Annotated in this window: 28 protein-coding genes and 1 rRNA gene; 11 read left to right on the top strand and 18 right to left on the bottom strand. The window is 40.1% G+C overall.

The features are described 5' to 3' along the window. Positions 1 to 4 precede the first annotated feature (4 nt). Positions 5 to 119, top strand: a 5S ribosomal RNA gene (gene rrf, locus FTU80_RS12825). 176 nt (positions 120 to 295) lie between these two features. Here rrf and FTU80_RS12820 read toward each other — a convergent pair. From FTU80_RS12820 to FTU80_RS12790, 7 genes are all read right to left on the bottom strand, one after another. Next, entirely contained in the window at positions 296 to 706 is a 411-nt protein-coding gene (locus tag FTU80_RS12820; RefSeq protein WP_078194283.1) for a hypothetical protein, read from the bottom strand. 10 nt (positions 707 to 716) lie between these two features. Next, a complete protein-coding gene (locus FTU80_RS12815; RefSeq protein WP_078190122.1) occupies positions 717 to 1,262 on the bottom strand; it encodes an ATP/GTP-binding protein in 546 nt (181 codons plus the stop codon). A 15-nt stretch (positions 1,263 to 1,277) separates the two neighbouring features. Beyond that, positions 1,278 to 2,252 (bottom strand): hypothetical protein, encoded by a 975-nt coding sequence (locus tag FTU80_RS12810; protein ID WP_180085447.1) that lies wholly within the window; start codon positions 2,250 to 2,252, stop codon positions 1,278 to 1,280. Positions 2,253 to 2,338: 86 nt separating this feature from the next. Beyond that, positions 2,339 to 2,698, bottom strand: a complete 360-nt coding sequence (locus tag FTU80_RS12805; protein ID WP_111884992.1) for a roadblock/LC7 domain-containing protein — start codon at positions 2,696 to 2,698, stop codon at positions 2,339 to 2,341. Between the two features lie 426 nt (positions 2,699 to 3,124). Next, positions 3,125 to 3,766 carry a hypothetical protein gene (locus tag FTU80_RS12800; protein ID WP_180085445.1) on the bottom strand — a complete coding sequence of 214 codons (642 nt, stop codon included), beginning with the start codon at positions 3,764 to 3,766 and terminating at the stop codon, positions 3,125 to 3,127. Between the two features lie 18 nt (positions 3,767 to 3,784). Then, complete coding sequence (locus FTU80_RS12795; RefSeq protein WP_078194278.1) at positions 3,785 to 4,213, bottom strand: ClpXP protease specificity-enhancing factor; 429 nt, start codon at positions 4,211 to 4,213, stop codon at positions 3,785 to 3,787. Positions 4,214 to 4,240: 27 nt separating this feature from the next. Beyond that, complete coding sequence (locus FTU80_RS12790; RefSeq protein WP_180024986.1) at positions 4,241 to 4,894, bottom strand: glutathione S-transferase N-terminal domain-containing protein; 654 nt, start codon at positions 4,892 to 4,894, stop codon at positions 4,241 to 4,243. 165 nt (positions 4,895 to 5,059) lie between these two features. Between FTU80_RS12790 and FTU80_RS12785 the strand changes: the two genes are divergently transcribed. Continuing rightward, positions 5,060 to 5,305: a hypothetical protein gene (locus FTU80_RS12785; protein WP_180085443.1), complete on the top strand. Its 246-nt coding sequence runs from the start codon at positions 5,060 to 5,062 to the stop codon at positions 5,303 to 5,305. 62 nt (positions 5,306 to 5,367) lie between these two features. Here FTU80_RS12785 and rpsI read toward each other — a convergent pair whose 3' ends face one another. Beyond that, positions 5,368 to 5,754, bottom strand: a complete 387-nt coding sequence (gene rpsI / locus FTU80_RS12780; RefSeq protein WP_078190115.1) for a 30S ribosomal protein S9 — start codon at positions 5,752 to 5,754, stop codon at positions 5,368 to 5,370. Between the two features lie 12 nt (positions 5,755 to 5,766). Beyond that, positions 5,767 to 6,195 carry a 50S ribosomal protein L13 gene (gene rplM, locus FTU80_RS12775; RefSeq protein WP_004722943.1) on the bottom strand — a complete coding sequence of 143 codons (429 nt, stop codon included), beginning with the start codon at positions 6,193 to 6,195 and terminating at the stop codon, positions 5,767 to 5,769. Positions 6,196 to 6,386: 191 nt separating this feature from the next. Here rplM and FTU80_RS12770 point away from each other — a divergent pair, with 191 nt between their 5' ends. The 5 genes from FTU80_RS12770 (at position 6,387) to FTU80_RS12750 (ending at position 10,415) form a co-directional block, all read left to right on the top strand. Continuing rightward, positions 6,387 to 6,767, top strand: coding sequence for a hypothetical protein (locus tag FTU80_RS12770; protein WP_180085441.1), 381 nt, complete (start codon positions 6,387 to 6,389; stop codon positions 6,765 to 6,767). A gap of 90 nt (positions 6,768 to 6,857) precedes the next feature. Continuing rightward, positions 6,858 to 7,841: a 4-hydroxythreonine-4-phosphate dehydrogenase PdxA gene (pdxA, locus tag FTU80_RS12765; protein WP_180085439.1), complete on the top strand. Its 984-nt coding sequence runs from the start codon at positions 6,858 to 6,860 to the stop codon at positions 7,839 to 7,841. A 21-nt stretch (positions 7,842 to 7,862) separates the two neighbouring features. Then, positions 7,863 to 8,720, top strand: a complete 858-nt coding sequence (locus tag FTU80_RS12760) for a pilus assembly protein PilJ (protein WP_180085437.1) — start codon at positions 7,863 to 7,865, stop codon at positions 8,718 to 8,720. Positions 8,721 to 8,750: 30 nt separating this feature from the next. Further along, a complete protein-coding gene (gene rsmA / locus FTU80_RS12755; protein WP_078190111.1) occupies positions 8,751 to 9,563 on the top strand; it encodes a 16S rRNA (adenine(1518)-N(6)/adenine(1519)-N(6))-dimethyltransferase RsmA in 813 nt (270 codons plus the stop codon). A 6-nt stretch (positions 9,564 to 9,569) separates the two neighbouring features. Then, positions 9,570 to 10,415, top strand: coding sequence for a symmetrical bis(5'-nucleosyl)-tetraphosphatase (locus tag FTU80_RS12750; RefSeq protein ID WP_180085435.1), 846 nt, complete (start codon positions 9,570 to 9,572; stop codon positions 10,413 to 10,415). 53 nt (positions 10,416 to 10,468) lie between these two features. Here the strand turns inward: FTU80_RS12750 and FTU80_RS12745 are convergent, their stop codons facing one another. The 6 genes from FTU80_RS12745 to hflX form a co-directional block, all read right to left on the bottom strand. Then, the gene (locus FTU80_RS12745) at positions 10,469 to 10,915 is read right to left on the bottom strand and encodes a DUF2147 domain-containing protein (RefSeq protein WP_078190109.1); all 447 of its coding nucleotides are present in this window, start codon (positions 10,913 to 10,915) and stop codon (positions 10,469 to 10,471) included. Positions 10,916 to 11,056: 141 nt separating this feature from the next. After that, entirely contained in the window at positions 11,057 to 11,506 is a 450-nt protein-coding gene (locus tag FTU80_RS12740) for a DUF2147 domain-containing protein (RefSeq protein WP_078190108.1), read from the bottom strand. A 60-nt stretch (positions 11,507 to 11,566) separates the two neighbouring features. Then, positions 11,567 to 12,019: a DUF2147 domain-containing protein gene (locus tag FTU80_RS12735; RefSeq protein WP_180024995.1), complete on the bottom strand. Its 453-nt coding sequence runs from the start codon at positions 12,017 to 12,019 to the stop codon at positions 11,567 to 11,569. Between the two features lie 248 nt (positions 12,020 to 12,267). Continuing rightward, positions 12,268 to 12,942, bottom strand: coding sequence for an LrgB family protein (locus FTU80_RS12730; protein WP_078190106.1), 675 nt, complete (start codon positions 12,940 to 12,942; stop codon positions 12,268 to 12,270). Positions 12,943 to 12,952: 10 nt separating this feature from the next. Further along, a complete protein-coding gene (locus tag FTU80_RS12725; RefSeq protein WP_078194269.1) occupies positions 12,953 to 13,324 on the bottom strand; it encodes a hypothetical protein in 372 nt (123 codons plus the stop codon). A gap of 43 nt (positions 13,325 to 13,367) precedes the next feature. Next, a complete protein-coding gene (gene hflX, locus FTU80_RS12720; protein WP_111885001.1) occupies positions 13,368 to 14,702 on the bottom strand; it encodes a ribosome rescue GTPase HflX in 1,335 nt (444 codons plus the stop codon). 410 nt (positions 14,703 to 15,112) lie between these two features. On the opposite strand from hflX, the gene FTU80_RS12715 reads away from it, so the two are divergent. Further along, positions 15,113 to 15,937: a 1-acyl-sn-glycerol-3-phosphate acyltransferase gene (locus FTU80_RS12715; protein WP_180085454.1), complete on the top strand. Its 825-nt coding sequence runs from the start codon at positions 15,113 to 15,115 to the stop codon at positions 15,935 to 15,937. Positions 15,938 to 15,981: 44 nt separating this feature from the next. Here FTU80_RS12715 and FTU80_RS12710 read toward each other — a convergent pair whose 3' ends face one another. Continuing rightward, a complete protein-coding gene (locus FTU80_RS12710) occupies positions 15,982 to 17,601 on the bottom strand; it encodes a phospholipase D family protein (RefSeq protein ID WP_257221515.1) in 1,620 nt (539 codons plus the stop codon). Positions 17,602 to 17,707: 106 nt separating this feature from the next. Here FTU80_RS12710 and FTU80_RS12705 point away from each other — a divergent pair, with 106 nt between their 5' ends. After that, the gene (locus FTU80_RS12705; RefSeq protein ID WP_180011627.1) at positions 17,708 to 18,718 is read left to right on the top strand and encodes a metallophosphoesterase; all 1,011 of its coding nucleotides are present in this window, start codon (positions 17,708 to 17,710) and stop codon (positions 18,716 to 18,718) included. 300 nt (positions 18,719 to 19,018) lie between these two features. On the opposite strand, the gene FTU80_RS12700 is transcribed toward FTU80_RS12705, so the two are convergent. Together FTU80_RS12700 and FTU80_RS12695 are read right to left on the bottom strand one after the other, a co-directional pair. Then, a complete protein-coding gene (locus FTU80_RS12700) occupies positions 19,019 to 20,332 on the bottom strand; it encodes an MFS transporter (protein WP_078194265.1) in 1,314 nt (437 codons plus the stop codon). Positions 20,333 to 20,477: 145 nt separating this feature from the next. After that, positions 20,478 to 21,119 carry a hemolysin III family protein gene (locus FTU80_RS12695; RefSeq protein WP_180085431.1) on the bottom strand — a complete coding sequence of 214 codons (642 nt, stop codon included), beginning with the start codon at positions 21,117 to 21,119 and terminating at the stop codon, positions 20,478 to 20,480. A 107-nt stretch (positions 21,120 to 21,226) separates the two neighbouring features. Between FTU80_RS12695 and FTU80_RS12690 the strand changes: the two genes are divergently transcribed. Together FTU80_RS12690 and FTU80_RS12685 are read left to right on the top strand one after the other, a co-directional pair. Continuing rightward, positions 21,227 to 22,450: an SAM-dependent methyltransferase gene (locus FTU80_RS12690; RefSeq protein WP_180085429.1), complete on the top strand. Its 1,224-nt coding sequence runs from the start codon at positions 21,227 to 21,229 to the stop codon at positions 22,448 to 22,450. Positions 22,451 to 22,461: 11 nt separating this feature from the next. Continuing rightward, on the top strand, positions 22,462 to 22,887 hold the full coding sequence (locus FTU80_RS12685) for a GNAT family N-acetyltransferase (RefSeq protein WP_257221514.1): 426 nt from the start codon (positions 22,462 to 22,464) through the stop codon (positions 22,885 to 22,887). The last annotated feature ends 12 nt before the right edge of the window (positions 22,888 to 22,899 follow it).

Here is a 22,899-nt window from a genome sequence, read left to right as displayed (position 1 = left end):
TTGTGCTGGCGACAATAGCAAGAGTGAACCACCTGATCCCTTCCCGAACTCAGAAGTGAAACCTCTTAGCGCTGATGGTAGTGTGGGGTTACCCATGTGAGAGTAAGTCATCGCCAGCTCATTATTCTAAACACCCCCTGACTAGTGCAGGGGGTGTTTTTTTATGCCGGGAAGGAAAAGAGGGAAGAAGAAAAGCAGAAGAATAGAATAGGAAAATGAATAAGTTAAAGTGACGAATAAATGAATATTTCTGAATCAAATATAAAGTTAATAGTCTTCAATATTTCTATAAAGTTTATTGATCCGCTGAAATAATTGATTGCGTTGCAGCTTTAAGCATATATAAGACTTGGCCTAATAAAATGTCCTTATCTGTCAATGCCACAATAATCATGGGATGATTTTGTGCAGCAACAGATGCAAGTATCGCTTTTCCATTTTCTGCATCTAAGGTTATATTCTGACAACCAACTAAATGAATTTCTTTAATAAATGCTGACACCATTGCAAGGATAGAGCTGCTAACCGCAGCTAACTTGCTATTGTTATATTGCCCACGTTTGTAAACACTTGTTAGCTCAAATCCATCTGTTGAACACACCATGATGAAATGAACGCCTCGTGCATTGTTAATAATATTATTTATTTGTTCACGGGCATGTTGTATTAACTCATTCGAAGCGGTGCGTTTTGTGACATTAAACATTAATAGCTCCTTATGCGGTAATGTAGTGATTTACTTCGATTGAGGTAATTAAAGCTTCAAGTAGCAGTAAAACGTCAGATTTTTTGCGACAGTCAATAAAGAATAGGGGCGAATATAAGTCCTGACTAATCAGCCAATCTTTGTAGATAGCAGTATTCGTTGAACTTGTGATTTCGTCTGTATGGGTAATTCCAATGGCTATGTTATCTGTATAGTTTTGGAAGGTTTCTAAGTAGCTTTCGAGTTCACTTAAAGGGTCATTAACATTATGATCAATCAAAATAATTGCACCGATTGCGCCTTGACAAATCACAGGCCAAATAAAATCAAAACGACTTTGTCCAGGGGTACCATATAAACCTATTTTTAAACCATCTTCTAAGGTCACTTCTCCGTAGTCGATACCTACTGTGGTTTCAAGTTTTTGATGGCTGGTTTGATCTGTATTAAACGCCTCGGTCAGTAGAACTGGGATATCAGAAAGTGAACGGATCGCTTCAGTTTTTCCAGCACCCATAGAACCAGCAAAGACAATTTTATATTGCTGAAGAATCATGTTTGATGTCCTGTTCTAAAATCCAAATTTACGGCGTAATTTACGAAAGAAGCTTTGTACAAAGTTCTTTTCTTCTGTTGGTTCATGCGTTTCAGGTGGCGTGTAATGTTTATCCCAAAGATTTATTTTTTTAATATTCAGTGATGCCATATTCGCAGCAATGAACTGCCGAACGGTGCTGAGGGGTATATCATATTGTTCTGCGATCGTTGATATCTTTGCACCCTGGATAAAACATGCAGAAAGTTGAAAAATTTGTTTATGAGATAAATGTTCAGTAGGTTTTGGCCAGCTTAAAATTCGAAAATGACCATCTTCAGGAACTGTTTGGTAAAAATTCGGAGTTTGCCAAAATAGATTCCATATCCAGTCTTGAAGGATGACGGGATGCTTTCGACTTACATGGGTCATATCTTCAATTGATGCGAAATCATATTTAAAACTAGCATCTGTGTGTTGAAGTTGACGCTCGAGGTTGAGCCAAGCTATATTTTGCGCGGTATCGATTACCGCTATTGTGCCTAGATCATCATATAGGTGTAATTTTTCATGATTATCTTCTGCATACATTTTTTTGAAGTAATCATCCTCCAAATTAAAATCGCTAAAGCTCTGGATTTGATCATGTTGAGCATGCTCAATGGATTCGTTAAGGTCATTATGGCTGACGAGATGTTTATCAATCCATTGATTGAGCTCTTGATTGTCGTCCACGGGAAGGAACAGCGTATTGTTTCTGACACGCCCTGATTGTTGGTTGTCTTTCGAGATCTTGAGCCAAGGTAAAGCACGGCGCGTTAATATTTTTTGAATTCCCTCGGTATCAAAAAAACGCTCATGAATAAATAAGCAATCGAGATTCACATCAGATGCACTTTTCCATTGGATATTAAAGTGCTGTGGAAAAATTGCGTAAAGCTGATGTTTGAGTTGATCTGAATCATGAATACTTAATCCTGCAATGCCGATATTGATATATTGCTTATTCATGGTGTTCCTCGACTAATTTTATTCAAATCTGTAAAACATTTTGGGAATAAAAAACCCTCTTATTGGTATAGGAGGGTTGGGTGAAATTAAGCAAAATCTAAACTTTTTTCATAGGTTTTTAATTCGTGTCGAGCCATGGCTAGGTTTGCTTTGGCACGATCAAGTACTAAATATAAGAATACGGATTCATTATTTTCCAGTGGACGAATCAAGTGATACTGCTTTCCTAAGGTAATTAAAATATCGACAATGTGATCATCTAAATTGAGTGACTGAGCAACACGTCTTTTGGAGCGAACCACTTCAGTATTTCCAGCAGCTGCTAATTCTAAATCAATATCTCCACCGCCTTGTGTCGCCATAGCTAGGCCACTTTCACCGTCTACCAGTGCCGCTGCATAAAAACCGTCGATTGTTGTGAGTGATTCTAATGAAACTTTAGCCATTTTTATGCCCCTCTTTTAGGTTATACATGATTATTATTTGTAGATATTTAGGTAATTAAACTAGCGTTTTTAACTACATAATTTAATTATAGGAAGCGTAAGTGGCTTTGCAATAAAATTAATTTTTTGCTTTAAAAGGATAATATTTTCTAAATATAGCGTTAAGTTTTAGGATTTAAAAAATGTGATTTAATTTGCTATATATATTTTTTATGTATTTTAGAACTTTATTTTTGATATAAAATTTACCAAAAATTCAAATGTAATATTTTGTAAATGGTGTGACAAAACTCAATTTTTGCAGAATAAAGCTGACCGATTTACATAAAGAAAACAAAAAGTGATCCAAAGGCGTGTAATTTAGAATATTCGATTTAAAAAAACCTGCTTAAAAAGCAGGTCATTGATTTAGACAAATGAAGCCACTTAAGAAAAAATATTACAAGCTGCAGATGCCAGAATCCATAAAATCACCACTGCAACGATAGGCTCTACAATTTTTGACCAAGTTGGCACTTGTACTTCAGTTGTCACATCTTCTTGAGTATGTTGTTGATTAACCATTTGATTGAACTCCTTCATTGATGCTTCTAATGATATCTCTTCTTGCAGATTTGGTTTAGAACCAAGAAGCTCTGTTAGGTTGTTTGTTGACCAAACCCAATCATCCGCTTGACCAGAAAGGTGTTCAATTTGTCCGTTGAGTAATTCTTGAATGCTTTGTGGTGAGTGTGCGCCGGTATCATGAAGTTGCTTTAATTCATTTAATTGTAAATGAAAAATTTCAGTTGTTAGGTGTTCAAGTTCAGAGCGTTCTAATATTGATGCATTCGATGGATTGGTGGTCAGATGGCGTGAAACCTCTTGAATATAGAGTTCATCAGGCTGATTAATTTCTTGATAAATCTTTTGAGCATTATTGCGGAGCTGATGAATCAATTCACCTAAAGTTAATGCATTAATTTCACGTATATGTTGACGTTTTTCTTCAAGATTTAAATGACTTAAAAGCGTAGGCTTTTGAGATTCTATTTGTTCGACAAAATATTGTACTAAATCAAAAGCCATTATTCGCTTCCTTATTCTTTAATCGAGCAACCTTAAACCTGGTTTTTTCTTCGGTTGCTCTTGTTGTTCTTGGTCGTTTGATTTTAAAGCATTTTGATCATTCTGAATACCTTCATATTCTTGAGGATCGAAGAACATGCCTTGACCATTTTCACGTGCATAGATACCTAGAACAGCAGAAAAGGGGATATAGAGGTTTTGCGAAACGCCACCAAAGCGTGCAGAGAAAGTAATCGTCTCATTGCTCATATGCAGCGCATGCGTTGCATGAGGTGCAATATTCAGGACAATTTGGCCATCTTGGATATATTGAACTGGCACCATCGTACCATTCTGTGTCGCATCGACAAGTAGGTACGGTGTAAGTTGATTGTCACAAATCCATTCATAAAGTGCCCGTGTTAAGTATGGACGCGTTGGAGTGAGTTGTAGTTCTTGTTCAGACATAATGCTTACTCGAATATTAATGGGAAATTAATTTTTTGCTAAAAGCTCGCTATAGCGATTTTTTTCCTGCAATGTCATCGATTTGATAAATGCAGGACGGCTAAAGATGCGTTGGCAATAGAGAAATATAGGGCGGCATTGCTGTTTGGGAAGCTCAATCCCCATGGCTTTTAGGCGCAGAAATACAGGTGCGAGCATACAGTCTAACATGCTAAATTGTTCAGACATAAAATAAGGATAATGCTGAAACAAGGGGGTTAGTGAAATGAGTGTATCACGCAATTGTTTTTGTGCTTTTTGCTTGGCTTTTTCATTGAGGGTATCGGGATGGCGAAGCATAATATCGGCAAGTCTTAACCAATCTTGTTCGAAGCGCCATACATATTGACGTTGCTCTGCACGAGGCATGGGTGCATCTGCATACAGTTTATTTTGACGATATCGGTCATCCAGATATTCGGCAATAATACTGCTGTTATAGAGTTTTAGGCCATTTTCAATCATCATCGGAAGTTGATTGTAGGGATTTAAACTCGCAAGATCTTCGTCTTCATCATCAGCAATAATTAAATTATGTTTGATTTGCTTCTCTGCAAGTACATAGCGTATCCAGTGTGAGCGAAAGTCATCCGCATGACTGTAAAGCGTAATCCCTTGGAGAGGTGCATTTTCGACTGACATAATCCGAGACGATGAGAAATGAATAAGATAGGATACTAAAATTAGACAGTAAAATCACGGGGACTTTAGCAATATCAATGCAGCTACAGTGAAAATTACAGTTTTGTTTTATTTGATTTTATCTGATAGCTTTTTCATGTCATTCATTTACCTGATCGTCACCGCATGATGACCATTGCACTTGTACAAAAATTATTATTTTTAGCTGCTGTTATTTTTATGGGCATTGGCTTTTATACGGCACTCGCTGGAGGTTATGCCTCTGATTATGGAGCAGAGGATGATAGCCTAGAACAAAAAAGCAAAATGACCATCTGTACAATTACACTAACACTGTCGGTTATATGTTTTATTGCGAGTTTGAGTCTTTTTGTTTATCGGATCGTTATTCTATTTGCATCATCTTCATAAAAATTAAGACATAAAAAAACCTTGGCATAAGCCAAGGTTTTTTGTCCGATTCGGTAAACGAATTAACGTTTAGAGAATTGAGGACGTTTACGAGCTTTACGTAAACCAAGTTTCTTACGTTCAACTTCACGAGCATCACGAGTAACGAAACCAGCTTGACGAAGAGCAGGTTTAAGAGTTTCGTCAGAAGCAATCAATGCACGAGTAATACCGTGACGGATAGCGCCTGCTTGACCACCGATACCACCACCAGCAACAGTGATGTAAAGGTCATATTTCTCAGTAGCTTCTAAAAGCTCAAGTGGTTGGTTAACAACCATACGAGCAGTTTCACGACCGAAATATTGTTCTAAAGAACGGTTGTTGATTACGAGTTTACCAGTACCAGCTGATAGGAAAACACGTGCAGTTGCGGTCTTACGGCGACCTGTACCATAGTTAGTAGCCATGTGCTGTATCCCTTAGATGTCCAAAACTTGTGGCTGTTGAGCAGTATGTGGATGCTCAGTACCAGCGTACACTTTCATTTTCTTGATCATTGCATAACCAAGAGGACCTTTTGGCAACATGCCTTTTACAGCACGTTCGAAGATTTCTTCTGGTTTGTGAGCAACTAATTTTTCGAAATTAGTTTCACGAATACCACCAGGGAAACCAGTGTGGCGATAATATTTCTTATCAAGTGATTTTTTACCAGTCACTTGAACTTGCTCAGCATTGATAACAACGATGTAGTCACCAGTGTCAACGTGAGGAGTATAAGAAGTTTTGTGCTTACCGCGTAAACGACGAGCGATTTCAGTCGCAAGGCGACCTAAAGTTTTGCCAGAAGCATCAACAACGTACCAGTCGTGTTGAACTTCAGCTGGCTTAGCGCTGAGAGTTTTCATTAAACCACTACCTATTATAGTTGGTTTGGACTATGGAAACTGTCCAAACAAAAGGAGACGCGATTCTATACGAATACGTGAAGAATCACAAATGAAAATATAAAATTTCAAGCGCTGTATTGTAGTATATTTCTTCAGCAATAAACAGCAGATAATCCAGAAATTATAAAAAAAGCGGATGAAAGTAAATCATGTCGAATTCTAATCTGTTAAAAAACACATCTGAACCCTCATTTTGGCGGCAATGGTTGCAATTAATGGGCTTATGTAGCGCCTTGGTTTTAAGCCCAACTTTTTTGTATTTGGTGTATTTGCACGGGGCGGATGGTGCGATCATCGTTTTGTTAATGATGCTCACTTTATTTTTCCTTAGTTATTTATTGGTTTATCTGTTGATTGGATTATTGCTTTTGGGTGGTATGTCTTTTTGGCTGATAACGAAGCACCCGCAACATGTGTCAGCCGTTCAGCGCGGCATTGTAATTCTTATTGCATTGATTTGGATCATTGGCATTTCAGGTTTTGCTTTCGATTTCATTCCATACAATGTCGCACAACGCGCTTATTTTTGAGTTTTAGTCCGATATTTTTAATCAATAAAATTAGGTCTGTCATGTGCATCACACAGTATAATAATGCTATTGCACACACAGGATAGACCCATGCTGCCTTTATATATCACGAGCGGTGAACCCGCAGGTATCGGACCTGATATTTGTTTGAGCTTAGCCAATCGAATAGATGAAAGGCCACTTGTGGTTCTTATTGATAAAGATTTGCTGCTCAAGCGTGCTCAACAGTTAAAGCTCGAAGTTGAACTGATTGACTATGTTGGGCAGGAGGGTTCGGCAGCTCTAGGTCAGCTTTATGTGGAACATGTACCTGTAACTACACCTGTTATTGCGGGTCAACTTGATGTTAATAATGCGGCTTATGTACTCGAGCAGCTACGTCGATCTGCAGATTATGCGATATCTGGTAAAAGTGTTGGTGTAGCGACAGCACCAGTGCAAAAATCCATTATCAATGAAGCGGGTATTCACTTTAGTGGTCATACTGAGTTTTATCAAGAATTTGCAGGCGTTGACCGTGTCGTGATGATGCTTGCGACCAAAACGCTCCGTGTCGCATTGGCAACAACACATTTACCGCTTCGTGATGTAGCCGATGCCATTACTCAAGAACGTTTGCATCAAGTCATTGATATTGTAATTCATGATTTAAAAACCAAATTTAAAAAAGATCATCCGCATATTTTAGTCTGCGGTTTAAATCCGCATGCGGGTGAAGATGGCTATTTGGGCATGGAGGAGATTGAAGTGATCAATCCGGTGCTAGAGCGTTATCGCGCTCAAGGGGTGAATATGAGCCTGAGCTTACCTGCTGATACCTTATTTACCCCTGAAAATTTAAAAGATGCCGATGCGGTTTTGGCGATGTATCACGATCAGGGCTTACCTGTGTTAAAGTCGCAGGGCTTTGGCGAAGCCATCAATATCACTTTGGGCTTACCATTTATTCGGACTTCAGTGGATCACGGCACAGCACTGTCACTGGCTGGAACTGGTCTTGCTAAAAGTTCGAGTTTACAGGTGGCGGTTGATTTGGCTTTAGAATTAGCACGTGCGAAAAATAACGAAACTTAATAATAAAGGTTTGAATTTTATATGAATAATAGTAAAAAATTATCAAAAATAAAACAGGAAAATAACAAGATGCTTAGGGCGAAATCGATCATTCGCCCATTTTTTGGGATTGCGTTAGCGTTGATGCTGTCAGCATGCTCAACGCTCGCTACAGATCATCATTTTTGTGAATTAAAAGTATTATCGCTGCAAATTCCAAAACAGACGGAAGGATTTATACGTTTTGCATCACCGGCTGCCGTGGATGGCTTTAAACATAATCAGCAAAAATTTAATCAAGCGCTGACCGCGATGCATAAAAAATATGCGAATCGTGGCGGTGCTGATAAAATGCTTCAAGATGGACAGGCAATCAATGCTAATATTGATCTGCTTGTACAGCATCAAAATAGCCTGAATGCGCTATATGAATATCAAATTCTTGTAAGTGAAACCATTCCAGGTATTCAAGCTGAATATAACATTCTGGCTGATATGATGGCTAGAGGAAACAATTCAGCTATTCAAGCAATGATTGCCAAAAATCAAGTCTATATTGCGGGACGAATGTTGAGTTCTTTGCTGAAGTTAACTGATGTGAATTCTATTCATCCAGACGATTTAGATGACTTTTTAGCAGATTTTGAAACTTTCAATATTTATTTGAAGGCTCAACTGAATGGTAATCCCGAACTCGGTGTAGAGCGCGTAAACAATGCTGAAATGCGTGAAAGTTTGCTCTCCATTCAGGCTGAAACTGAAGAAATGATGAAATCTGAAACAATGGCTTTGTTGAAACAAAGAGAGCCATTGCTCAGTGTAATTAAAGCGGCTCGGGATAATATGACCAAGTCCGAAGAAATTTTTGCTCGCTTGAGTGAATTTGAATCAAGTCAGTAATCGTTGTAATCAACCTATGCGGAGAATTTTATGTATCAAATTAATGCCCTAAACCCAAAAGATGAAGGGCATCACACGCGTAAGCGGTTTGGACAGAATTTCTTACATGATCAACGTGTTATTGCCAAAATTGTACGTTCGGTAAATCCGCGTACTGGTGACAATATTGTCGAAATTGGTCCCGGTCTTGCTGCGCTTACATCGCCTTTAATTGGTGAATGTGATGCTCTAACTGTGGTTGAGCTGGACCGTGACTTAGCTGCAGGTTTGCCGGGCCGTGTGCCGCATCCTGAGCGCTTGACCATTGTTGAAACCGACGCGCTGAAATATGACTTTACCGAGCTGTTTGCCGAAGGCCGTCCTCTGCGCGTGGTTGGCAACTTGCCGTATAACATCTCGACTCCGCTGCTGTTTCATCTCTTGGAGTTTGGCGACAAAGTCAAAGACATGCACTTCATGCTGCAAAAAGAAGTCGTGGACCGTATTACCGCTTCACCGAATACTAAAGAATACGGCCGTTTATCGGTGATGATCCAATACTTCTGTAAACCGACGTTTTTATTTGAAGTTCCGCCGGGTTCGTTTAATCCGCCGCCAAAAGTCACCTCTGCGGTATTCCGTTTAGAGCCTTATGCCGTTAAACCGATTGTGGCGAAAGATGAAAAAGCGCTTGCGCGTTTGGTTTCACATGTCTTTACTCAGCGCCGCAAGACCTTGCGTAACAGCTTAAAAGGCATGTTGGTTGAAGATGGTTTTGAAAATGCAGGGGTTGATCCAATGGCGCGTCCAGAAACCCTAACACTTGCAGAATTTGTCGCATTAGCAGATCAAATGGTGGCTTAAATAATTATGACTCGCTCTATTCGCTATAACTATGTCATTGGTGATGTTCAAGGCTGTTTTGAAGCATTAAAAGCTTTACTGAAAGAGATAAAGTTTGATGCAGACCAAGATTTTATATGGTTTGCCGGTGATCTCGTCGCACGGGGTGAAAACTCGGTAGGCGCTTTGCGGTTCATCAAAAAATTAGTGGATAGTGAAGTTGCGGCGACGGTACTGGGCAATCATGATCTGACTTTGCTGGCATGCGCTCGCGGTATTAAGGATATTAATCCTAAAGACAATATCGATGATGTGATTCACGCTTTAGAAAGTGATGATTTGATTGATTGGTTACGCAAGCAGCCGCTGTGTCTATTTCCGAATGAGCAAACCATTTTGACTCATGCGGGTATTCCTTTGAATTGGACTGCGCAGCAAACCGCAGACTTGGCAAAGGAAGTGGAAGCGGTGATTGGTCATGACGACTTTGATGTGGTCGATGCGTTTCTTCAAGTGATGTACGGTAAAGAGCCGAACCTATGGTCGGATGATTTGTCTGGTCATGCGCGCTTACGCTGTATTACCAACTATTTGACCCGCATGCGCTTAACCGATGCAGAAGGTCGATTAGAGTTCAGTTTTAAAGATTCACTCGATGACCCTATGCCGAAGGGTTTTAAGCCATGGTTTGAGTTTGAGTCACAAGCAGCGCAGACCCATCAAATTCTTTTTGGTCATTGGGCTGCTTTACAAGGAAAAAGCATTTCAGCAAAAATCCAAAATGTGGATGGCGGATGTGTCTGGGGCAATCAGTTGATGGCCTATCGTTTAGAAGATCAGCACATGTTTGCTGTCGATAATCCTGTAATGTAAGTATTTAAAAATAAAAAAGCCGCATTGATGCGGCTTTTTTATTAGTGTGAGGATTAGTCTAAACGAATCCAAGTTTGGTTACGGCCCAAGACTGAAACGCCAATACTTGCACGGATCGAAATACGTTTTCCTGTGCTGTTTAAGCGCACTTTAGCATCATAAACTTTGCCAGAAAGAGGGTCGATAATACGACCTTTTTCATAATTATTCGTATTATTAATTTGCTTTAAACCTTTAACAATTTCCATGCCGAGAATCGGTTGGTTGGTATAAGGCGCAGGGCACTTATTACAGTTTTTTTGCGGTGTATAGCCAGGACGTGGTGTAATTTTAATAATTTTACCGGTATAGGTATTATTGGATTCTTTGTGAATCGAAATAATCGCTTTGGCCGCTCCTGTTTTATCGTCAATTTGTTGCCACGTGCCAGCAATGTCATTTGCAAATGCGACATTCATCAATCCGAATGTACATAGGCTGAATAATATTTTTTTAAACATAATCGCTTTTCCCCTAGAAGCGTGATTTATGAGCACGTATGTTAGAAAGTTTACGAGAATAGTCAACTTAATTTTTTAAAATAATTTGAATATCTTAGGCATAAAAAAACCGCCATGGCGGCGGTTTTTATAACATTGAGCTTATTCTTGGCGAATCCAAGTTTGGCTACGACCGAGTGCTGATACGCCCATATAGCCACGTAGCGTGAGACGTTTGCCACTGGCATTTAAGCGAACTTTTGTGTCGTAAATTTTGCCAGAAAGTGGGTCGATAATACGGCCTTTGTCGTAGTTATTGGTCCCTTCAACATGTTTTAAACCAGTTAACACATCAAGGCCTAAAATCGGTTTGTTTTTATAAGGTGCAGGGCAATTTACGCAGGTGTCGCGCGGTGTATAGCCCGGACGCGGCGTCACTTTGATGATTTTACCCACGAATGTTCCATTACTTTCTTTACGGATTTCAATAATGGCTTTTTGTGAACCTGTTTTATCATCAATTTGTTGCCAAGTCCCTGAAAGGTCTTGAGCAAAAGCTGAACCACTCATTACAGCAGCTAAGAATAAGAGGCTCACTTTTAATTTTTTCATCAGATATTCCCTGTAGGTGGTTCACCTATATCAAATCAATTTACTGAATAAATTTAAAATTTATTCAACGCGAATCCATGTCTGTGTACGACCAATCGCGGAAATCCCCAGATATCCACGTAAATGTAAGCGCTTACCATTGGCAGAAATTTTGCCTTTTAAGCTGTAAATTTTGCCTGCTAAAGGATCAATAATTTTTCCTTGAGAGTAGGTATTTTCACTTTCAAGTTTCAGCCCCTTAAATACATCCATCCCTAAAATAGGCTGGTTGGTATAAGGTGCAGGGCAATTCACACATTTTTCCTTTGGTGTATAACCCGGACGTGGCGTCACTTTGACAATTTTGCCGGTATAGGTGTCTTTGGCATCTTTTCGAATTTCGATCAGTGCTTTAGGCGAACCGGTTTTATCGTCAATTTGTTGCCAAGTCCCTGTAAGATCTTGAGCATAGAGTGCAGAGCTTGTTACTACAGCACCGAATAATGCAGCCCATTTCAAACTTTTTTCGATCATATTAATAATCCTTTATCAATACACTTTGTGAGGGTTTATTGATCATACTAGGTAATATCTGAACTTAGAGCAACTACTCTAAGCATAAATATTTACATTTTATTCGGGAAAGTTGACATGTTGCACAAAAGTGCCTTTACCAAAAATGTAACATCCACAGCACATCGTTCAATGTGTTGTGGTGTACCCTAGAATTTATATTAAGTTTATTTTTTATACAAAACAATCATTTAAAAGTGATTGCTCAGTCACATATTTTGTAGATAGAGTATGAAAGTTGGCAACCAGATTGCTGTGAAGACTGCATTTACCGCCATGCCAAATGCCGCATAGCGCCCAGCAATGCTGCCGCGCTGCCAAGCTTGAGCTGTGCCAATCGCATGTGCAGCAAGTCCTAAGGCGAGTCCTGATGCACGTTCATCATGAATATTTTTAAGTATGATGGGTGAAAATGCTGCACCAATCACCCCTGATAAAATCACAATCAAAATCACCAAAGGAATCGGGGAATGCAGCAGCGTGGCAATGTTGATGGCAATAGGGGTGGTCACTGCCCGTGTAGCAAAAGCCATAATGGTTGGATCTGACAAATGCAGCAAATAAGCCAGCCCCATAGGGAGGGCAACGGCACTGATACTGGCAAAGACTAAAATCCCGCCCACGGCTTTTAAAGGCAAGTCATCGTAGCGCATCGCTGCTAAAGGAATGGCCAAGGCCACTGTGACATAGCCGAGTAAGTTATTGAACAGTGGATTGACCTGTGCCATATAACTTTCATAGGAAATGCCAAAAAGATAGAGCATACCAATGACGAAAAACATCCCAATCACAATCACGGGGATTTGCGGTAATTTTTTATTAATAGGTTTTGCGACAAGATAGGCGATCAGGGTAATGATGAATCCAGAGATGATTGAAAGCATGTTGATTCTCCTATAGCCATTTCTTAGACATTTTTGCGTAGACCCACAGCGGTATGAGGGTGCTGACAAAGAGAACAATCAAAAACATCGGAATTTCATCGCCTAAATGCATCATCATTAGCAATGAGCCTGCACTAATAGGTAGGAAGGCAAAGGCACTTTCTTTCATAATTTTATTATTGGTATCGACCAAACTGGCTGGAATTTTGTTGAATTTTCTCCAAAATGAAAGCACGATCAAGAGGGCAATCAAACCGACTAGATTGCCTAATTCTGGGTGATTGAATTGCTTCATGACCCAGACCGCGCCTTCACGGAAAATAATAATTAATGCAATAGTGCCTATCCAGGCTTTCCAGTCGATGCGCTTGATCCAGTCCATTTTTGTCTTTCGTTAAAATTATACTAATCAAGTTTTAACCGATTTAGTCTTTAATTTCAAATTCTTCAAGTGGACGTTGAAATTGTTGCGCACGCGTTCCCAAAATTTCTTCGATGGGTAAATGCGCCTGTTTAATCAGTTGTTCTAACTTATGCGGGGCAATGATGACATGCAAAATTAAGTTGCCTTGTTCATCATAACTTTCATTTTGGATCACATTGAGCGCATACAGTTGTGTTCTTAATTTGCCATAAGCCGGTTTTAGACGGACTTCAAAGCTTTGAATCTGTCCCATTAAGCATTCTTGAACCGCTTGGCGTAATAAGGGAAGACCTTTACCACTATGTGCTGAGACATAGACACGTTCCGGCTGATGTGGCTTGCCATAGATGATTTTAGGATCTTCGCCACTGACATCAATTTTGTTATAAACGCGCAGAATCGGAACATCGACACCAATTTCTTTCAGTACTTTTTCGACAGCCTCGATTTGTTCCATCATGTCCGGACTGCTGGAGTCAATGACATGTAACAATAAGGTCGCCTCCAACGTTTCTTCTAAGGTGGCTTTAAACGACTCGACCAGTGAGTGCGATAAATTACGCACAAAACCTACAGTATCTGCGAGAACTAAGTTGCCGATGCCATCCCAATGTAGACGGCGTAAAGTTGGGTCAAGTGTCGCAAAAAGTTGGTCTGCTGCATAGACATCACTTTTTGCTAAATTATTAAATAAGGTCGATTTACCAGCATTGGTATAACCCACCAATGACACGGTAGGAACTGCAGCTTTTTGACGTGCCACACGACCTTGCATACGTGTTTGGCGGACTTTCTCCAGTTTCGCTTTGAGTTGCCCCATACGGAGCTTGAGTAGACGTCGGTCGGTTTCCAGTAGCGTTTCACCCGGTCCACGTAAGCCAATCCCGCCTTTTTGGCTATCGAGATCGCCACGACTACGAATCAGTCGTGAAGCCATATGTTGTAATTGGGCCAATTCAACTTGCAATTTACCTTCATAGGTACGTGCGCGTTGGGCAAAAATATCTAAAATTAATTCTGTGCGATCGACCACACGACATCGCATGATGCGTTCAAGATTACGTGCTTGGGCAGGGGTGAGAGCATGGTCAAAGATGACCAATTCGGCTTCATATTCTGCGACTACTTCTGCAATTTCTTCAGCTTTCCCTGAGCCGATAAATAATTTGGCATCAGGCTTAATACGCTGAGCATGCACATGTTGCAGAATATTGGCACCTGCAGATTGAGCAAGTAAGTGGAATTCTTCGGCATCAAGGTCTGCAAGCATTTGTACTGCCACACTGACTAAAATTACGCGTTCACCGCTCGCTTGATGTTGATTTAAATTTTCCACTCAGCACACACTCCTGTTTAAAGATTCATTTTAGGCGAAAATGCAGTGCGAGGGTTAATCTAAGTGAGGGATTAATGGCTAAGTTCTGTATGTCGTGCTATTCAATTAGAGAAAGCTTCGAAAGCTCAGCGCCAATAAGAAAAGCACACTCACATATATCAATGAAAAACAAGCAATGGCTTTTAACGCTTGCCATGAAGAAATAGGGGGATTGTCTGAATATGAATGATTCATAATTTTAACCTTTAAAACCGATATAAAAATAATATTTGATTTTTAAAAACGATTAAAATGGGAAAATATTATCTTCGACTTCGGTTTTTATGATCAATGCAAAAAAACTGTCTTCGGTATATGATGATGAAAATTTACGCCAAATTGTGGCACCGTGTCCTTTTAGTGAACCGTTTATGAATCAACCTCAAATCGTCAATACATCGCAAATTAATGTGTTTTCAAAATTTTATTTGTATTGTAAAAAAGTCGGTGCAGCAGCTGTTGCCGTGACGCAGGGTTTTTATTTGGTTTATCGTCATCAATTGTATAAAGACCCGAATAACCCGCAAAATACCCGCTATGTACAGTATTTTTGTCGCAAGTTATGCAAAGTATTTAATCTTGAAGTCAAAGTGCATGGCGAAATTCCACGTCAACCAGCCCTTTGGGTAAGTAATCATATTTCATGGTTAGATGTGGCAGTTTTGGGTTCTGGCGCACGTGTTTTCTTTTTGGCGAAAGCTGAGATTGAAAAATGGCCAGTGCTGGGTAATTTGGCAAAAGGCGGTGGCACCTTATTTATTAAGCGTGGCTCTGGCGACTCGATTAAAATTAAAGAACAAATTACAGGCTTCTTAAAACAAGATACGCCGGTACTCTTTTTCCCAGAAGCCACCACTTCAGATGGCAGCAAAATTAAAAAAATTCATGGTCGTATTTTAGGTGCGGCAATTGAAGCCGAACGTCCAGTCCAAATTTGCTTAATTTGCTATGTGAATCAGGACGGTGAACTCGATAATATTGCGCCATATGTCGGAGACATTAGCTTTGATCGACATGTCAAAAATGTCTTAGAAATGCCGAAAGTCACAGCGCATCTGATGACATTGCCCGCAATTGATTCGGCAGGTCATACTGTTGACAGTCTGACACAAGAAGTGCAGCAAAAAATGAATCAGGGATTAGCAGAGCTTCAAGCTAAAGTTCTTAAAGCGCCAGTTCCAGTTGAAGCTAAATAATTTAATGATACAGGCTGCAAGGGGATGCCTTTGCAGCACAATCCTTACATAAAGCCTTCGAGCGGCAACCAAGAGATAAATTTCACCCCTGCTTTTTGCCACCACTTGATTTTCGGTTCACGTGGATAAATACGCGTTTGACCATTTGACAGCTTAATTTTCCAATTGATCTGTTGGTCTGCATTGAGCACTAACTTATAGGCATATTTACTTAAATTTTCATCCATGGTGTAGTGGACGGCTTTGGCTAAGCGTGGGCTATTCAGTAATACCCCAATTTCAGTATTTAAATATGCTGAACGTGGATCAAAGTTAAATGAGCCGATAAAGACTTGTTTTTCATCAATTGCCATCAGTTTGGCATGCAGGCTTGAACGGCTTAAACCTTTTAGACTAACTTTAGATTTTTCCGCCAACTCTTTGGTATTGGTGTTGAGGTTTTCTGCATCAGGTCTAGAGAGAAATTCATAGAGTTGAACGTCGTGTTCCAAGAGATCTTGACGATATTTGCTATAAAAAGCATGAACCAATGGTACGTCATTGGCCTGGAATGAGTTGGTCAAGACTCTGACTTTTACGCCATCTGCACGAAGGTTTTTTAGGCGTTCAGCCCCTTTTTTTTCTGGGACAAAGTAGGCTGAAACGATATCGACACTTTGTTCCGGTTTATCTAAACGGTTGAGGAGCTGAAAGTTGAGGTGCTCTTCTTTTTTAGCCTTAGATTTGATTTTGCTTGGGGAATCTTTGACCACTTCGGCTTTAACCCAGTCAAATTGGATTTTATTGTTGAGCCAGTCATCAAAGGCATGTGAACGGTTGGCTAAATCCAAATAATTGACCACAGTGGCTTCTTGGTTATAGTCATCGAGTTGTTGTTTGAGACTGTCAAAGCGCAAGCTATAGTGGCGTGGATTGACCAATTGGCGTACTGGAAAGGCATAGTCATCATTCCAATATTCGTCAAAAGAATGAATGATTTCATCGGATGCCGCACCGACCAACATGACGTCGACATCGGAAAATTGATAATTATCACTGACGTTATAGTATTGGTTACTCATATTGCGACCACCAATCAGAGCAATTTGATTGTCTGCAATAAAGCTTTTGTTGTGCATACGACGGTTGATGCGTTTTAGATCCAACACCATATCGACAGGGCGGAAATGTCGGAAGCGGTACGGGTTATACAGTTTGACATCAATATTGGTATGTTGGTCGAGTGCCATATAAATGCCTTCCATTTTTTTTGCATTATTGTCATCGACCAATAAACGAATTTTGACCCCACGATCTGCAGCTTTGATCATGGCATGTAGGGCCAAAGCACCAATTTTGTCGTTATCCCAAATATAGTATTGTAAATCTAAACTTTTTTCGGCCTTATTGATTAGCTCGATTCGAGCCGCTAAGGCTTCTAATGGGTCATACAGAACGTGGTAACCAGTTAAGTTCGGATTTTGTTCACGTAGCGGCAACACAATTTTGGCAAGGCTAGTATCGTCTGTCGGGGTATTAAAGGCATATTCCACAGGTTGAGTTTGCTGTTTAGGCAAGGTACTACATGCAGATAAAGTCAAAGCAAGGCTACAACTCAGCAAAACCGCCTTAGTGTGGTTGTGTATGAAGGGCAAGTTTTGCTGTTTCGGTGTAGCTGAGTTCATACTGTTAGACATACTAAAAAAAATTTGATTTGAGTATAAGTGTCAGCTGTGAAAAGATAAATATAGTGACCGAGTTTTCTCGTTAGGCAAATTGTAGAGCAAATGTATGTGGGAATTAGATTCCGTAGTGATGTATTTTTATATCGGGTTGGCTGTGCTGGGCGTTTGGGCAATATCCCAAGCTTGGTTAAGTCAGTCGCGCACGGAAACGATTCATCCGTTTAAAGCCTTCGTACATTTGTTGGCATTCTATCTTTCGTATTTACTTATCCCTTTATTCTTCTTTAGCTTTTATGCAGGCTGGAGTGGCTATTATTCACTACATGAAGCGATTTTTGTCGGTGCTGTTACGGGGCTTTTGTGCTATGCCCGATTTATCGAGCCGCACATGATTCAGGTGAAAAAATGCCAATATCAATTGCATGAAACACGACAATTATTAAAGCCAGTTCGCATTGCTTTAATTGGTGATTTACACATTGGTTTATTTTCAGGTCATGAACGTCAGTTAAAAATGATCGTCGATAAGATCAATGCACAAAATCCTGATTTGGTCGTGGTTGCAGGGGATTGGACTTACGAGCCAGAAAATAAGTTAGCTGAAGAGCTGGCCGTACTAAAAAAAATTATTGCTCCAATTTATTCGGTGAATGGTAATCATGATGAGCAATATCCCGGTCCGCCTATTCAAGCGCTGTTAAAACATGCATTAGAAAGTAATCATGTGGTGGACATCGAAGGGCAGGTGGTTGAGTTTAATGAGTTTCGCTTATTAGGCGTTGGGGACTTATGGGCAGGTAAAGCCGATATGCGCTATTTGCCAGAATTGCCACAGGATAAGCCTTGGATCATTTTGTCGCATAATCCAGATACCGTTGATATGGTACCTAAACTGCCAGGACGACCATTGATGTTGTCGGGTCATACCCATGGTGGACAAGTGGAATTGCCATGGTTGACCGATTATGTAATGAAAAAAGTGTCCATTTTAGGCCACAAAAAAGGGCTATATCAGCATGACAATGCAGATGTCTTTGTCACTGTCGGTACGGGGATGGTTGGTGTACCTTTTCGTTTTCTCGTGCCACCGACCATTGATATTATCGAGTTGGTTTAATCAAATCCTACCGTTCAAGATTGATAAAATTTTTGGTGATTGTTCCTCTTGATGAAGAGCTACAAACCTTGTTTTGTTAATAAAATTGAACCGTGCCATCAGACATTTGCAGTTTGAAGTTGAGTGAATGACCGTGTCTTGCAACATAAGATGTGTATTGCTACTCAGTGGGATCTAAGCTGCATGCATGAATTTAATTATTTAAAATGCTGTCAACTACAGAGTATTCATCAGTTCATTGACTCAATTTGAGACATAAAAAAGCCAGCAATAGGTGCTGGCTTTTTTATTATGTGCAGATTAAACCTGATTATTCACATCATCATTTTTAGTTTCGCGAATCATTAAGAACGCGATCAATGAAAGGATTGATGCCGCAGTTAGGTAGTAACCTACTGCATATAAACCATAGCCAGTTGCAAGTTTAGTTGCGATCAATGGCGCGAAAGATGCACCAAAAATACCAGCCATGTTAAAGGTTAAAGCTGAACCTGTGTAACGTACAGACGTTGGGAAGATTTCAGACAATACCGTACCAATTGGACCATAGGTTAAACCCATGATCGCAAGACCGATACATAGGAATAAGAACACCATCGCAGTACTGCCAGACTCAAGCATGCTTGAGAAGACTAAGCCAAACAATGCAGATACAACACATACCGCAATCGAAGTCGTTTTACGACCAAATTTTTCAGCAAATACAGCAGAAAGTGGAATGAAGGCAGCGAAACAAAGTGTGGCAACCAGTTGAAGTTTTAAAAATTCTTCACGTGTGTAACCAAGCTGGGTTGTACCCCATTGTAAAGCGAATACTGTGGTTAAGTAGAACACAACGAATGTACAAATCGCAGCAATCGTACCGAGAATTAACATCCCCCAGTGCTTAGTGATCACTTCTTTGAACGGAATATTTACTTCTTTTTGCTTATCCAATACTTTTTGGAACGCTGGTGTTTCATGTAATTTTAAACGAATCCACAGACCGACAATCACCAATAGCGCACTTGCAATGAATGGAATACGCCAACCCCATTGCATAAACTCAGCTTCAGACATGAAGTGACCTAAGGTCAAGAATGAGCCTGTTGCAAGAATAAAGCCGATTGGCGCGCCCAATTGAGGGAACATACCATACCAAGCACGTTTGCCTTCTGGCGCATTTTCAGTTGCAAGCAGCACGGCACCTGACCATTCACCACCTAAACCAAGACCTTGACCTAAGCGACAAAGTGCAAGCATGAGCGGAGCAGCGATACCAATTTGAGCATAGGTTGGAAGCAAGCCGATACATACTGTAGAAATCCCCATGGTGAGGAGAGCGGCAACTAATGTGGCTTTACGACCGATACGGTCACCTAAATGGCCAAAGAATGTTGCACCAATCGGGCGAGCAATAAAGGCAATCGCAAACGTTGCTAAAGATTGAATTGTTGCGGTTGTTGGATCTGTACTTGCAGGGAAGAACAGATGCGGGAAGATAATTACAGCCGCAGTTGCATAGATGTAGAAATCGAAGAATTCGATTGTGGTACCTACAAGACTTGCTGTAAGTACGCGGAATTTTGAATTTGTTGGTTGCTGTTCAGTGGCAGCAGCACTTGAAGACGCCATGGTGGACCTTACACTTACTAAAAATAATTGAACTTAGTTTTAAAAGCGTAATCTTTTTAAAAAAGGCGTAATTTCTTAAAAAAATACGAAATACCAACTTACGGACTGCGGAATTAGGGTCACTAAAGAATGCAGTGTCAGTGGGTTATATCACGTAGAGATAAATCGACAGGAAATGTGATCCTGCACCTATCAATACAAAAATATGCCAGATAGCGTGTGTATATCTTACCTTTTTTAAGGCATAAAACAATGCACCGATTGTATAAGATAGCCCGCCAATGATCAGGTAGGTTAAAGCTTGATCAGATAAAAAGCGTTGCATATCATCCATTACCAGTACTGCAAGCCATCCCATCACCAAATAGGCAATCAACGAAATCTTTTGAAAACGATGAATGAAAATTAATTTGAATAGTGTTCCAATTGCAGCAATGACCCACAGTGCAATGAGTAAATAATGCGCTTTTGCGGTAGGCAATGCGATTGCCAGAAACGGGGTATAAGTGCCTGCAATTAAATAATAGATTGCGGTATGGTCGAGTTTTTTGTACCAACCACGGCGCTCAGGAGATTTTGCGAAGTGATATAGACTCGAGGCTGAAAACAATAACAGCATACTGAATGCATACACCCAAAGTGCAAGCCATTGTCCAGTTGGAAGATATGATCCTTTTAAAATCAGTAGGATACCTGCGATGGCAGACAACGCTGCACCGAAAGCATGGGTATAGAAATTCAGTCTTTCTTCAGCTGGGTCATAAGCTAAAAGGTGGGGAGCATTCATAACGTATCTTTTATAATAATTTAAATATACAAGTGTATAGTAATTCAATTTTGCTTTTGGTGTAAGAAGATTTAAAATTGTTTTGCAAATTTATCTAGGTTTATATTATGTCATCTTTGGCTTCTCCCTCTACGCAAGAGCAGCAATTTTTAGCAGCCTTTCAGCAAGCCATTGAAACACAGCGTTTTGATCGCATGATCTTGAGTCAGTATAAAGGTGAATTAGACCAATTAGAAAAAATGACCTTACGAGTCATTTCGCTGCAAGGTGAGTCATTTCTCAGCTGTTTATATCGTTACAAAACTCAAGATATCACCAAAAACTATCCAATCGCATCTGCGTATCAACAAGTCGAAAGTTTATTAAGCTGTTGTAAGCAAGCCAACCTGATGACCTTGGATGAAGAAATTCAGCTCAAAAAAAATAAAAAGAAAGTGATGCTAAGCATTAGCAAAAAGCAGCCTGCTTTTGGGAAAAATCCTACGGAGCAGCAAGGGCATGATCGAGCAAAACATCGCTATGTCGATCAAAACAGTTATTTCTTACAGCCACTCGGTATTACGGATGCAAAAGCACAAATTATTCCGAGCATGGCACGTAAATGGAAACAAATTAATAAATTTGTAGAAATTTTTTCAGGTGCTTTAAGCCAGATCAAAGAAACCGATCAATCTCTACATGTTGTAGATTTTGGTTCAGGTAAAGGCTATCTGACTTTTGCATTATATGATTATTTAGCAAAACACCAGCAAGTGCCTAAAGTGACAGGGGTTGAGCTAAATCCGAAAATGGTGGAATTTTGCCAAAGCATTGCGCAGCAGTCGAATTTCAGCCAACTGGATTTTTTCCAAGGCGATGTTCGTACCTATGCGCCTGAGCGCTTAGATGTCATGATTGCGCTGCACGCCTGTGATGTGGCAACGGACTTTGCGATTCATACCGGTATTCGATTAAATGCGCAAATGATCATGTGTGCGCCGTGTTGTCATAAAGAACTGCGTCCGCAATTGAAAGCGCCGCAAGTACTTGCACCGATGTTGCAATTTGGTATTCATGCAGGCCAGCAAGCAGAGATGCTTACTGACACGATTCGTGCACTTTTATTGAAAGCATATGGTTATGAAACCAAAGTCTTTGAATTTGTGGCACTTGAACATACCAGTAAAAATAAAATGATCTTGGCAACCAAACGTGCAGACTATGTCGAACCTGATCAAGCGGTATTGGCGCAGATCCAAGCTTTAAAAGACATGTATGGCATTCAAAAGCATTCGTTAGAATTATTGTTGAATGATCAATGGGACCAGCAAGATATTGGCTGTAAATGCTAAAGGATGAGGGGATGCAGCAGTTAAATATTCAATTCGGACCGTGGGAGCAACTGGCATCTGCAGCTCGACCGATACGTGAACAGGTCTTTATTTTAGAACAGCAGATATCGCCCGCGGATGAGTGGGATGCAGAAGATGCGATTTCACTGCATTTTATTGTTCATGATGGGATGAAAGCTGTTGCAACTGCTCGTTTGTTGAAAAATAACAGTATAGGTCGTGTTGCTGTTTTAAAGGCCTATCGCGGTCAGGGTATTGGTAAAATCTTGATGCAAGCCATTATCGAACAAGCGACATTAGAGCAACGTGAATATTTAAAACTATCTTCACAAGTGCATGCTATCCCTTTTTATGCAGTGTTGGGTTTTGTTGTTGAAGGTGATGAATATTTAGATTGTGGTATTCCGCATCAAGATATGTACATGGCTTTAGCTTAAATACTTAAAATT

The organism is Acinetobacter sp. YH12145 (assembly GCF_013418335.1).
Lineage (GTDB): Bacteria > Pseudomonadota > Gammaproteobacteria > Pseudomonadales > Moraxellaceae > Acinetobacter > Acinetobacter amyesii.
The sequence above is the reverse complement of the archived record's forward strand: the minus strand, read 5'-3'. Positions and strand labels throughout refer to the sequence as shown.